Raw genomic sequence first — 11768 nt, forward strand, 5'->3', positions numbered from 1 at the left:
CTCACCCGTCGTGCCGGAACATGCGCACCCACGATTGCGCAACCGCGGATGCGTATCTATATTAGCACCCATGGTTGCGCATCTCTCCGACGGTAGTGGGGCGCCGGCGCTCGGCCCGCAGCTCCTGCGTTCCTGGATCGGCTACCGACGCCGGGTCGAGCAGAAGTTGGCCTCGTCCGGCTTCACCGACAGACGTCTCCCCGACGGCATGCTCCTGCGGCTGTGCGTGGCGCACGAGGGGCTCACGCTCACCCGGATCGGCCGCGAGATGCAGATCAGCCGCCAGGGCGCGAGCAAGCTGGTGGCCGACCTGTGCGAGCGCGGTTTCCTCTCGCTGGAGAAGTCGCCCGGCGACGGCCGCGAGAAGCTCGTGCGCCCCACCCCGGAGGCCCGCGCGTTCCTCCAGGCGTTCCGTGCGGCCCGTAGAGAGGTGGACGAGGAGATCCGTGAGCAGCTCGGCGCCGAGGCCGTCCGGGCGCTGACGGCCCTGACCGAGCTGCTCGGCGAGCCGTCCGGCGCCTGGCGCAGCGGGGACATCTGGCGCGAGGTCCGGTCCCGGTCCTCCCTCCTGGACCTCGGCGACCTCTGACGCCCCGGGGCACGGCCTCGTTCCGGCGACCCCGCTGCCCCACCCGCGAGCCGCCGAATGCCGGCTCCGCCCGACGCCGGAGCCGAGCCGATCAAGCCAAGGAAAGGTGACTCAGTGCACGAATCGATCCGACTGGGCCTGTACGCGATACCCGCGTTCCTGCTGCTGATGGCCGTCGAGTTCATCAGCTATCGCCGCGAGAAGGAACCCAGGACCGACCGCGCCGGGGTCTCCGCCCGCGATACGGCCACCAGTCTGTCCATCTACGCCCTCGGCCAACTCACCAACCCGCTCAACCACTTCATCCAGCTACCGGTCGTGGTGCTCGCGGCGGCCTGCGCGCCGCACACGCTCTCCTCCTCGGACTGGCGGGTGTGGGTGGCGGCTCTCGTCCTCGCCGACCTCGCCTATTACGCCCAGCACCGGATGGGGCACCGCATCCGACTGCTCTGGGCCGGCCACAGCGTCCACCACTCCAGCCGGCACTTCAATCTGTCCACGGCGGTGCGTCTGCCCTGGCTGATCCCGGGATCGTTCCTCACCGCGGTCGCGGACATCCCGCTGGCGCTGATCGGCATCCCCGCCTGGATGATTTTCCTGGCGCACTCCCTCGTGCTGCTCTTCCAGTACCCGATCCACACCGAGCGCATCGACCGTCTTCCCCGGCCGATCGAGTGCGTGTTCAACACCCCCTCGCACCACCGGGTCCACCACGGCGCCAACAACCCGTACCTGGACAAGAATTACGGCGGCATCCTCATCGTGTGGGACCGGCTGTTCGGCAGCTACGCGGAGGAGAGCGAGCCCGTCAGGTACGGCCTGACCACGAACATCGACACCCATAATCCCCTCAAGGCCAACTACCACGAGTTCACCGGGATGCTCCGCGACATCCGCCGCGCCCGTACCTGGCGCGGCCGGGCCGGCTACCTGTTCGGCCCACCGGGATGGCGCGAGTCGCCTCGTTCCACCCCCGAAACCGCCATCCCGGCACCCGTCCCCGACGGAGCCTCCCCGACCGACCACGAGGACAAGGAAGCGGTACCGGCCTGACGCCCGAATCCCGTGGCGCCCGGACCCCATGGCGGGGTCCGGGCGCCACGCGTTTCCCGGCGGCGAACGGACGCCCTCCCGCGGCCGACCGCGCCGGTCCGGCCGGAGCCGCCCGGCACCGATGACCGGGTCCGGGAGCCGCGTCGCCGAAGCCCCCGGGCCAGGTGCCGCTGCTGAGCGTCCGTCAGGTCACCCGGCGCCCTGGGGTCCCGCTCCCCGCGGGCCGTCCAGTGTTGTGAGCCACTGTGTGACCGTCGTGTCGATGAACTCGTCGGACACCGGGCTGCGGTCCAGGAAGAGCCGGGCGAGGACGGGGCCGTAGAGGAGGGTGTACTCGGCGCCGCTGAGCTGGATGCCGGAGGGTGCCAGCAGGGTGTTGAGGGCCGCGAGGCGGTCCTGGCCGATGCGGGTCAGGGCCTGGGCGCTGTCGGGGTCGTGGTCGGCCTGGGCGGTGACGGCCAGGACGGCGGTGCGGATGGCCGGTTCGCTGATGCCGGTGCGCAGGCTCTTGAGCCACTCGGTGGCGACGGTACGGACGTCGCTGCCCGGCTCGGGGTAATTGCCGAAGTCGGGGCCCTCCAGGATCAGGTCGAAGAGCAGCGCGGCCCGGCTGGGCCAGTGGCGGTAGAGGGTCTGGCGGGTGACGTCGGCGCGCTCCGCCAGCAGCGCGTACGTCAGCCCGGTCGGTCCGACCTGGGGCAGCAGTTCACGGGCGACGGTCAGGACGCGGCTGCGGGTGCGCTGGACGCGGGGGTTGCTCGCGGTGGGCGGGCGGCGGTGAAGGGGCTGCTGCATGGGCCCCACCCTACCGTCGAATCATGCGAGACGTGTGATTCAGGCCACACCATGAATCATACGAGGTGTGTGATAGAAAGAATCACACGCATTGGATGATTCGCTTCCGTGCGGTCCGTCCGTCCCTTCCGTCAGGAGTGCCCGATGTCCACTGCCATGTCGTTCGCCGCGTACGGCGGGCCCGAGGTCCTCACCGTGTCCCGGGTCGCCACCCCCGAACCCGGCCCGGGGCAGGTGCGTATCCGCGTGCGGGCGGCCGCCGTCAACCCGATCGACGTGCGGATCCGCGCCGGGGCGATGCAGGGCCTCTTCCCCGTCGAGTTCCCGATGGTCCCGGGCTGGGACGTGGCCGGTGTCGTCGACAAGGCCGGAGAGGGCGCCGCCGCCTCGGTCGGTGACGAGGTCTTCGGTGTCGCCACGGTCGGCGGCTACAGCGAATACGCGGTGCTCGACCAGCCCTTCGCCAAGCCCGCGGAGGTGTCGTTCGAGACCGCGGCCGCGGTGGTCACGGTCGGCGAGGCCGCCTGCCGGGCGCTCCAGCACCTCGGCGTGCGGCCGGGGCAGACGCTGCTCCTGCACGGCGCCGGCGGCGGCGTGGGCGGCATCGCCGTGCAGGTGGCCGCCGCCCGTGGCATCACTGTGGTCGGCACGGCCGCCGAGCAGGACATCGAGCGCGTCAACGGGCTCGGCGCCCGCACCGTGCCCTACGGCGAGGGCTGGGTGGCGCGGATCGGGGCCGTCGCCCCGGACGGTGTGGACTTCGTGCTCGACGCGTCGGGTGCGGGGGTCCTCGCCGACTCCGTCGCCCTGGTCGGGGACGCGGACAAGGTCATCACCCTCGCCGACCCGTCCTTCGCCCAACACGGCGTGCGGTTCACCGGCATGGACCCGGCCGACCGCTTTCCCGAGGCCCTGCCGCAGCTGGCCGGGCTGATCGCCGCCGGCAAGCTCGACGTGCCCGTCTGGCGCGCCTACCCGCTCGCCGAGGCCGCCCGGGCGCACGCCGACCTCGAAGCCCACCGCAACCGGGGCAAGGTCGTCCTTCTTCCCTGACCGAACTGCCGCCTAACGCAAGCTCGTTGGGCGGCGAGGCAAGCACACGACACCGTACGGCGCCGCCCCCCACCGACCGCCGATCAGCACACCACGAAGGAGAAATCGCCATGAAGGCCGCTCAGATCACCGGCTTCGGCACACCAGATGTCCTGCGCGTCCACGAGGTTGACCGCCCCACCCCCGGTGCGGGGGAGGTGCTGGTGTCGGTCGAGGCGTCGAGCGTGAACGGACTCGACACCCTCGTGCGCTCAGGGGGACTGCGGATCGTGACCGGACGCCGCTTCCCGATCGGGGTGGGACTGGACTTCGCCGGGGTCGTCGCCGCGACCGGCGACGGCGTCCCCCGACACCAGGTCGGCGACCGGGTGTGGGGCACGGTGCACCCGCTCAAGCGGCACACGCTCGGCGGCGCGTCCGCATACGTCGTGGTCCCCGCGGACCGCGTCGGGCCCGCACCCGCGGACCTCTCGCCGGTCGAGGCGGCCTCCCTGGTCGTCGCCGGAACGACGGCGCTCAGCGCACTGCGGGACACGCTGCACCTCACGAGCGGCGAACGCGTCCTGATACGTGGCGCCGCCGGCGGAGTCGGCACGGCCGCCGTGCAACTCGCCCACGCGAGCGGCGGACACGTCACCGCGCTGTGCCGCGAACGCCACGCGGACGCGCTGCGTGAGCTGGGGGCGGACGAGGCCTTCGACTACGGCACCACCACGGCCGATCGGATCGGACCGTTCGATGTCATCCTCGATACGGTCGGATCGGACCTCCACCGCTTCCGGGGACGGCTGACCCGCGCAGGCCGGATGGCCACCATCTCCCTGTCGGCCTCGTCCGTCGCCGCGATCGCCGCGTCGAGCGTGCACGGCTCCCGCCGCATCCGCACCTTGAGTTCCAACCCGGACACCGACACGCTGCGTGCCCTGGCCGACCACGTGACATCCGGCCGGCTGCGCCCCGTGGTGGACAGCGTGTATCCGCTGGCGGACATCGCCTCGGCGCATCGGGCGTTCGAGCGAGGCGGCGTGGTGGGCAAGCAGGTGGTGAAGATGACGCCAGGAGAGTAACTACCCGTTCTCCGGGGGGGCGTTGCGCGGCTGCCGGTACGCGGTTCACGCGCCGGGGCGAAGGCCGGTGAGCGGGCGGAAGCGTTCCAGGACGACCGGCGTCCCGTCGTGCACGGTGAATGCGGGGTCGTCCAGCGCCGCACGCACGTCCTCGCCGCGCCACCGAACGGCTGCCGACGTGCGACAGGGGCTCGCCCTCGTGCGCGTAGCCGACGACGAGGCCCCGCCCTGGCGGCAGCACCACTACCGCCCCCGTTCGACGCCTTCCCAGATCCGGCGGGAGTGCTCCAGCGGGTAGGGAACGTCGGCTGTGGGGAGGTCCCACAGCCGGGTGGTCCGGTTCACGGGGTCGAAGCGCGGCCAGCCCGGGTCGCCGTCGGTGGCGAAGGACGTCCATGCCGCGCGCATGTGCTCCGACAGGGTGCGGAAATCCGGGGGTGGCGGAGTGCCGAGGAACCGCATGGCCAGGGGGCTCGTGGCGTTGCCGAAGACGAGTGGCACGTCGAGGATGTGGCTTGCGCCCAGGAGGGGGCTCCGCCAGGTGAGGTCGTACAGCCAGGTGCGGCCGCCCGCCCCGGCATGGGCCTCGGCGACCCGCGTCGTCGGCATCCGGAACAGCGCGTCCGAGAGCAGCACCGTGACCAGTTCGGCGTCGGTGCTGCCGGGATAGGCGGTGCGGTAGTCCGCGACCACGCTCGCCGGGAGCCGCAGTGAGTCGGCCACGGCGGTGAGGGGGATGGCGGTGACGTCCATGGCGCTGGTGAACCACCGGGCCTCCTCGTGGGTGAATCCGCAGATCAGGTCCACCTCACTCCCGGCGCCGCGGCCGATCGTCTCCCAGGGCGGGCCGGTGACCAAGTCCCCGTCGATGACCGGGCCGAAGGCGCTGAAGCCCGCCCCGGGCCCCTGGAGCGGGGTGTCCTGGACGCGGAGGATCGCCTCGGGCGGCAGGGCGGCGAAGCCCTCCCAGGTCGCCGCCACCCCGGCTTCCGCGGCCAGGACGGCGGTGACCCGGTCCGCCCGTGCGGTGGGGAGGAAGGCGTCCGGGATGCTCTGGGTGACCGCTCGGCGGAACAGGCCCCGCGCGGCGGGAGCGGCCAGGAGCAGGGCGGCCGAGGCCGCGCCCGCCGACTGGCCGAAGACCGTCACCTCGGCGGGGTCGCCACCGAAGGCGCCGATGTTGCGCCGCACCCATTCCAGTGCCGCGATCTGGTCGCGCAGCCCGCGGTTGTCCGGGACGCCGGGGAGACGGCCGAAACCCTCGAAGCCGAAACGGTAGTTGAAGGTGACCACGACCACGCCGGCGGCCGCCAGGCGCGTGGCGTCGAAGTCGGGCCTGCCGGCGGAACCGTGCTTGAATCCGCCACCGTGGATCCACACCATGACGGGCAGCCCGGCCCCGCCGAGGTCCGGGGTCCAGACGTTCACCGACAGGCAGTCCAGCCCGTCACCGGCCCGCCAGGCCGCGGCGGCTCCCGGCGCCGGTGACACCTGTGGTGGCGCGGTACCGAACGCGGTGGCGTCGCGCACCCCGTCCCAACGGGCCGCGGGCGCGGGCGGCCGGAAGCGCAGCGGGCCCTCCGGCGCCGCCGCGAACGGAATGCCGCGGAAGGCGGCGATGCCGGCCGCGGACGCGCCCCGGACCGCCCCCTCCGAAACCACTGCCACCGCGTCCATCCGCTTCCCGTTCCTCGCCCTCGGCACCCCGCACGGTCGGCTTCGAGCCTACGGCCCGGCCGCCACCGCGCGGGGAGCCCCACCCGGCGAGACCCGTACGGGAGGGAGCCGTCAGGCGTCTTCCGCAGGACGGCGGCCCCATGCGGAGAAGGTGATCTGGGGGATGTCGATGAACGCGGGGTCCTTCAGCAGGAGGGCGAACTCCGCCAGGTCGGCTTCCGAGACGAGACCGTCGGCGACCAGGGCGGGGGCCGCCTGGGTGAGGAGGGGGAGCCAGCGGTCCTTGTCGAGCCCGCCCATGAGGCCGGGGTTTCCGGCGAACGCCACGTCCTTCAGCGACTGGCGGGCCAGCAGCGCCGGCAGCCCGCGGGCCCAGGTCATGTCGGCGCCGTGCTGCCGGTACATGCGCTGATACCCGTCGAGGATGCGCCGGATCACGGGGAAGGGGGAGGTCTCGGCCGGCAGGTGGTAGGGCTCCTCGACGAGGAGCCAGCCCCCGGGGGAGAGCCAGCGGGCGGCCCGCGCGATCATCTCGTCGCGATCGGCGAGGTGGCAGAAGAGATAGCGGGCGTGGATGAGGTCGAAGCTGCCCGGCGCGTAGTCGTCGCGGGTGATGTCCGCTTCCTGGATCTCCAGGTTCGCCGCGCGGCCCGCGTCGAGGTGGCGGGTGTCGAGGTCGACGGCGACCACCCGGCCGTCGGGGCAGCGTTCCGCGAGCCAGTAGGCGACGGAGCCGGCTCCGGCGCCCAACTCCAGGCAGTTCCAGGAGGTTTCGAGGGGGAGCCCGTCGAGGAGACCGGTGGTGAACGCGTCGACGTTGCGCTGGATGGACTCCAGGCGGGCGCTCTCGTCGGCGGCGTCATTGCTCAGCATGCCGCTGTTGTACGGGGTGGTGGTGGGGTGCTGCGTCATGGATGCGCCTATCTCGTGTGGGGTGCCGGGGTGTGGTGGTCGTCCCGGTCCGGGGTGGCAGGGCGGGTGGCTTCCGGCAGGTGGGTGAAGGCGCGCACGGCGGGGAGCGTGCGGGCCCTGCGGACGGCGAGCAGGAACTCGGTCTCGCTGCGGAGGCCGTCGTGGGTGGGGCTCCCGGGGGCCAGCTGGTTCGGCTGTGGGGTGGCCGTGGTCTTCTCGGCCCGGAGCGCGACGCGCAACCAGCACGCGGTGATCGCCGGCTCGCTCTGTTCGCCGGGCAGGTTCCGGGCCGCGATGTGACGACGGGCGGCTTCGGTCGCCTCGGGAGTCACATAGTCCTGGAGGACGAGCAGGACATCGCGGATCTCGATGACCTGGCGGTAGAGCCGGAGGTGGATCGCGCGCGGGCCGCCGAGCACCGCGCGGAACCGGCCGAGCGGCTTGTCCAGGGTGACATGGGGAACGGCTTCGGTGAGGTCGCGCCACAGGGGGTGCAAGCGCCACAGCGCGAGCATGTCGCGGGCCGTGTGGCGGGCGGCGAGCGCGAGCGGCAGACACACCCCGGCGGTCATCAGCCAGGCCGTGACGGCGATGTTGAGCGGGAACAGCGCGCCCAGCCAGGTGGGGCGGGCCAGCAGGAAGGCCAGGACGACGCACCAGAAGAGCGAGGAAGAGGTGAAGCCGGCCGCGAGCAGGAGGAGTCCGGTGCGCAGCGGACGGTCGTCGTGGGCCCGGCGGCCGTAGCGCACACACAGCACGGCGCACGGGACGGTGCCGATCAGATGTGCCGCGACCAGCAGCCACCAGAACGGGCTGTACCAGGGGACGACTTCCGAGGTGACACAGCCGGCGTGCGGCGCGATCGTGTAGTTGAGCACGATCAGAGCCGCGATCGTGACGACCATCGGGCCGTAGACGAGCCAGGGGCGGCGCCGGGACATGGCGGCGAGGACGAAATCGAGGATGAGGGCCGAGCTGAGGACGCCCCAGGTGTTCATGAACAGGCCGCAGCTCTGGGCGAAGGTGAACGTCTGATTCAGTGCCGCGGTGACGGGGTCGAGATACACGGTGATCGACCCGGCGATCCCGACGACGGCGATCAGCAGCATCTTCTGCTGGCGCGACCGGCGGGCCGACGGCAGCCGCAGGAGGATCACCACCCACAGCGCCAGCGCGCCCAGGAGTTCGGCACGGCTGCCCAGTTCATTCAGCGAACGTATGCTCATGGCTTCTACCTGCGGATTCCGAGCGCGATTTCGAGTGCGCCGCGCACCCCGGTGGACGACGAGGGAGGAAGCATCCCGGCGGCGGAGTGGATGAGACTGGCGACGAGCTCGGCTTCCTGCTCCTGCTCGGTGGTGTAGTTGTTGCGGGCCAGCAGCCGGCTGATCATATGGGGGCTGATGCTCGGCAGCAGCGTGGTGAGCGCGCTGTGGGTCTCTTCGTCGGAGATGCCGTGATCCCACAGGATGTGCCCGATCTCGTGGAGCACGATGTGTTCCTGATGGAACTTGGTGGTCTTCTCCTCGACATAGATGTGGTCGACGGTGTCGGTGGCGATCCACAGCCCGCAGGCGTTGAGGGCGGAGCCGATGGGCAAGGTGTGGATCCGGATCGGCCGTCCCCGCCGCAAAGACACCTCGTGGACCAGGGCGTCGACGGAAAAGGGGCTGGGGAGAGCGAGTTCGCTGACGAGCGTCTGGCACCGTTTGCGGACCTGCCGTGTGGTCATGGTGTCACCTTGCTGGTCGGTCGGACACCGGTGGAAACCGACGTCGTGTGCGTGGCGCATCGCCCCGCCTCGGGCCGGGTGCGGAACGGTTGCGGGGCGCGGCTGCCCTGCGTCGCCCGGCCGGCCCGTGCTCGGGCGCAGCCAAGGATGCGGCATCGGTGTCACTCGGTGGTGGCGGGGGGTCGGGAACCGGAAGCGTGCTGTTCCTCATCGGCCGTCGGTGGCGCACCGCGCACCGCGTCGCGCGCCTGCGCCGCGGCATGCACGTCCCGATCCGGACTGTGCCGCCACATCGGGCGGTCGGACGCCTCGAGTTGGCCGGACATCGCTCCCCACCTTCCTGGTGCCATACGGTGCCCCATCGGCGCACCGTGGTGCAACGAAGTGTGACGGGGGCCATCGTCCTCGGTATGGGGAGGGACCTCAAGGGGCGCTCCTGCGCGCCGAATTGAGGTCGGTATCGAGGTCGGTATCGGCCGCGCGGAGGCAGCGGGGCCGTCCCGCACCGGAGGGCGGCTCAGGCCGGGAACACGACGGGCAGCCGCACGCCGGGCAGGCGCCCATCAGGGCTCGGCCACCGAAGGACGCCGTAGGACGACCCCCGAGACGAGGGCGCCCCCGTGGGGATCCGCACTGCCCGCCCCGCGCCCGTCTGCCAGAATCGGCGGATGGCTGAGAACGAGACCGACCGCGGCTATCTGCTGGACAACCGGCAGTCGGAGGCGGGCATCCGCTTCGGCGCCCTCGCCGAGCTGTTCGACCCGGTGACGTTCCGGCACGTCGACCGCCTCGGCATCGGTGCCGGCATGCGGTGCTGGGAGGTCGGCGCCGGCGGTCCCTCCGTGCCCCTCGGGCTGGCCGAACGGGTGGCCCCGACGGGCACGGTCCTCGCCACCGACCTCGATGTGTCCTGGACCCGGGACATCGCCGGCGGCGCGATCGAGGTGCTGTCCCACGACGTGGCGGCCGATCCGCCGCCGCCCGGTGGATTCGACCTCGTGCACGCCCGGCTGGTCCTGGTGCATGTCGCGGACCGGGCCGAGGCCCTGCGCCGGATGGTGCAGGCACTGCGGCCCGGCGGCCTGCTGCTCCTGGAGGACGCCGACCCCATGCTGCAGCCGCTGCTGTGCCCGGACGAGTCGGGCCCCGAGCAGCGGCTCGCCAACCGGCTGCGGTCCGGCTTCCGGACCCTGATGGCGGGGCGCGGCGCGGACCTCGCGTACGGGCGGACCCTGCCCAGGGCGCTGCGCGAAGCCGGCCTGGAGGAGGTGCAGGCCGACGCGTACTTCCCGATCACCTCGCCGGCCTGTGCCGTGCTGGAGGACGCGACGGTGCGGCAGATCCGCCACCATCTGACCGGGCAAGGGATCGCCACCGACGAGGAGATCGACCGTCACCTGGCGAACGTCGCCACCGGCCGGCTCGACCTGGCCACCGCGCCGATGATCTCCGCGTGGGGGCGCCGCCCGTAGCCCGGGGGCGGCTCCGGGCTCGACAGCGGCACCGGCCGCCCCCGGCCTCCCCAGGGGTGTCCTGGATCACAGCCCGGTAGTGCGGAGGGACGGAATGCCGTCGGCGCCGAGGAGCGTTGACGCCATCACGCATTCAGTGCGTGTACACATACCGTCTGGTACCTCCGAGGAGCACCCCCGTGACCGTCACCGCGTCCGCCGCCTCCCGCGCGGCCGAGATCCTCTCCCGGCCCGTCGAGCTGAACGGCCTGACCGTCCCGAACCGCATCGCGATGGCGCCGATGACGCGCATGTTCTCCCCGGGCGGCGTCCCCGGCGAGGACGTGCGGTCGTACTACGCACGCCGTGCCGCCGCCGGGGTGGGCCTGATCGTCACCGAGGGGACCTACGTCGGCCACGACTCGGCCGGCCAGAGCGATCGGGTGCCGCGCTTCCACGGCGAGGAGCAGCTGGCGGGCTGGGCGAAGGTCGCCGAGGCCGTGCACGAGGCGGGCGGCACGATCGTGCCGCAGCTCTGGCACATCGGCATGGTGCGCAAGCAGGGCGAGCCGCCCTTCGCCGACGCCCCCGCCGTCGGCCCCTCCGGCATCCGCGTCGACGGCACCGAGGGCACCGGCAGGGCCATGACCCGGCGCGACCTGGACGAGGTCATCGGCGCCTTCGCCGAGGCCGCCGCGGCCGCCGTGCGCATCGGCTTCGACGGCGTCGAGCTGCACGGCGCCCACGGCTACCTCCTCGATCAGTTCCTCTGGGCGGGGACGAACCGCCGCACCGACGCCTACGGCGGCGATGCCGTGGCCCGGGTGACCTTCGCCGCCGAGATCGTGGCCGCGGTCCGCGAGGCCGTCCCGTCCGACTTCCCGGTGATCTTCCGCTACTCGCAGTGGAAGCAGGAGGCCTACGACGCCAGGCTCGCCGAGACCCCGGAGGAACTGGACGCGATCCTCGCCCCGCTGGCAGCGGCCGGTGTCGACGCCTTCCACGCCTCCACCCGCCGCTACTGGCTCCCGGAGTTCGAGGGCTCGGACCTGAACCTGGCGGGCTGGACCAAGAAGCTCACCGGCCGGCCCACGATCACCGTCGGCTCGGTCGGCCTCGACGGTGACTTCCTTCGCGGCTTCGTGGGCGAGGGCGCCCCGGTCCGGGGCATCGACAACCTTCTCGACCGTATGGAGCGCGACGAGTTCGACATGGTCGCCGTCGGCCGCGCCCTGCTCCAGGACCCCGAGTGGGCGGCCAAGGTCCTCGGTGACCGGTTCGCGGAGCTGACGCCGTACGACGCGGCGGCGCTGAAGACGCTGCACTAGGCAGTGCGTCTCGGCCGGCCGTTCACCGGCGCGGGACCCTCCGGGCGCGGGCGCGCACGCTGCCCGCGCCCGGCCGGGCGGACCGGCCGCGGCAGTCCCCGGCCGGCATCC

At 72.4% G+C, this 11768-nt stretch carries 11 protein-coding genes; 6 read left to right on the forward strand and 5 right to left on the reverse strand.

The genetic code is table 11. The annotated features are described in order from the left end of the window. Nucleotides 1–70: 70 nt before the first annotated feature. Together ACQP17_RS31285 and ACQP17_RS31290 are read left to right on the forward strand one after the other, a co-directional pair. On the forward strand, nucleotides 71–589 hold the full coding sequence (locus tag ACQP17_RS31285) for a MarR family winged helix-turn-helix transcriptional regulator (RefSeq protein ID WP_433859304.1): 519 nt from the start codon (nucleotides 71–73) through the stop codon (nucleotides 587–589). A gap of 114 nt (nucleotides 590–703) precedes the next feature. Next, the gene (locus tag ACQP17_RS31290) at nucleotides 704–1642 is read left to right on the forward strand and encodes a sterol desaturase family protein (protein WP_433859305.1); all 939 of its coding nucleotides are present in this window, start codon (nucleotides 704–706) and stop codon (nucleotides 1640–1642) included. A gap of 189 nt (nucleotides 1643–1831) precedes the next feature. On the opposite strand, the gene ACQP17_RS31295 is transcribed toward ACQP17_RS31290, so the two are convergent. After that, the gene (locus ACQP17_RS31295; protein ID WP_433859306.1) at nucleotides 1832–2437 is read right to left on the reverse strand and encodes a TetR/AcrR family transcriptional regulator; all 606 of its coding nucleotides are present in this window, start codon (nucleotides 2435–2437) and stop codon (nucleotides 1832–1834) included. A 144-nt stretch (nucleotides 2438–2581) separates the two neighbouring features. Here ACQP17_RS31295 and ACQP17_RS31300 point away from each other — a divergent pair, with 144 nt between their 5' ends. Beyond that, the gene (locus ACQP17_RS31300) at nucleotides 2582–3490 is read left to right on the forward strand and encodes an NADP-dependent oxidoreductase (RefSeq protein ID WP_433859307.1); all 909 of its coding nucleotides are present in this window, start codon (nucleotides 2582–2584) and stop codon (nucleotides 3488–3490) included. Between the two features lie 110 nt (nucleotides 3491–3600). Then, entirely contained in the window at nucleotides 3601–4557 is a 957-nt protein-coding gene (locus ACQP17_RS31305) for an NAD(P)-dependent alcohol dehydrogenase (RefSeq protein ID WP_433859308.1), read from the forward strand. A 243-nt stretch (nucleotides 4558–4800) separates the two neighbouring features. On the opposite strand, the gene ACQP17_RS31310 is transcribed toward ACQP17_RS31305, so the two are convergent. The 4 genes from ACQP17_RS31310 to ACQP17_RS31325 all read right to left on the reverse strand — a co-directional run bounded on the left by ACQP17_RS31310 (nucleotide 4801) and on the right by ACQP17_RS31325 (nucleotide 8878). Beyond that, nucleotides 4801–6234, reverse strand: a complete 1434-nt coding sequence (locus ACQP17_RS31310; RefSeq protein WP_433859309.1) for a carboxylesterase/lipase family protein — start codon at nucleotides 6232–6234, stop codon at nucleotides 4801–4803. Between the two features lie 111 nt (nucleotides 6235–6345). Further along, a complete protein-coding gene (locus ACQP17_RS31315; protein WP_364883436.1) occupies nucleotides 6346–7146 on the reverse strand; it encodes a class I SAM-dependent methyltransferase in 801 nt (266 codons plus the stop codon). Nucleotides 7147–7154: 8 nt separating this feature from the next. Beyond that, nucleotides 7155–8372 (reverse strand): MAB_1171c family putative transporter, encoded by a 1218-nt coding sequence (locus tag ACQP17_RS31320; protein ID WP_433859310.1) that lies wholly within the window; start codon nucleotides 8370–8372, stop codon nucleotides 7155–7157. Between the two features lie 5 nt (nucleotides 8373–8377). Further along, nucleotides 8378–8878: a hypothetical protein gene (locus ACQP17_RS31325; protein WP_433859311.1), complete on the reverse strand. Its 501-nt coding sequence runs from the start codon at nucleotides 8876–8878 to the stop codon at nucleotides 8378–8380. A 668-nt stretch (nucleotides 8879–9546) separates the two neighbouring features. Here ACQP17_RS31325 and ACQP17_RS31330 point away from each other — a divergent pair. Further along, nucleotides 9547–10350 (forward strand): class I SAM-dependent methyltransferase, encoded by an 804-nt coding sequence (locus ACQP17_RS31330; protein WP_433859312.1) that lies wholly within the window; start codon nucleotides 9547–9549, stop codon nucleotides 10348–10350. A gap of 179 nt (nucleotides 10351–10529) precedes the next feature. Next, nucleotides 10530–11657, forward strand: a complete 1128-nt coding sequence (locus ACQP17_RS31335; protein ID WP_433859313.1) for an NADH:flavin oxidoreductase — start codon at nucleotides 10530–10532, stop codon at nucleotides 11655–11657. Nucleotides 11658–11768 lie beyond the last annotated feature (111 nt).

Source organism: Streptomyces kronopolitis, from assembly GCF_050953795.1.
Taxonomy (GTDB): Bacteria; Actinomycetota; Actinomycetes; order Streptomycetales; family Streptomycetaceae; genus Streptomyces; species Streptomyces kronopolitis_A.

Excerpts from the sequence above, each read along its gene's own strand:
- ACQP17_RS31285 (WP_433859304.1), top strand. The coding sequence starts at position 71 with ATGGTTGCGCATCTCTCCGACGGTAGTGGGGCGCCGGCGCTCGGCCCG.
- ACQP17_RS31295 (WP_433859306.1), bottom strand. The coding sequence starts at position 2,437 with ATGCAGCAGCCCCTTCACCGCCGCCCGCCCACCGCGAGCAACCCCCGC.
- ACQP17_RS31300 (WP_433859307.1), top strand. The coding sequence starts at position 2,582 with ATGTCCACTGCCATGTCGTTCGCCGCGTACGGCGGGCCCGAGGTCCTC.
- ACQP17_RS31305 (WP_433859308.1), top strand. The coding sequence starts at position 3,601 with ATGAAGGCCGCTCAGATCACCGGCTTCGGCACACCAGATGTCCTGCGC.
- ACQP17_RS31310 (WP_433859309.1), bottom strand. The coding sequence starts at position 6,234 with ATGGACGCGGTGGCAGTGGTTTCGGAGGGGGCGGTCCGGGGCGCGTCC.
- ACQP17_RS31315 (WP_364883436.1), bottom strand. The coding sequence starts at position 7,146 with ATGACGCAGCACCCCACCACCACCCCGTACAACAGCGGCATGCTGAGC.
- ACQP17_RS31320 (WP_433859310.1), bottom strand. The coding sequence starts at position 8,372 with ATGAGCATACGTTCGCTGAATGAACTGGGCAGCCGTGCCGAACTCCTG.
- ACQP17_RS31325 (WP_433859311.1), bottom strand. The coding sequence starts at position 8,878 with ATGACCACACGGCAGGTCCGCAAACGGTGCCAGACGCTCGTCAGCGAA.
- ACQP17_RS31330 (WP_433859312.1), top strand. The coding sequence starts at position 9,547 with ATGGCTGAGAACGAGACCGACCGCGGCTATCTGCTGGACAACCGGCAG.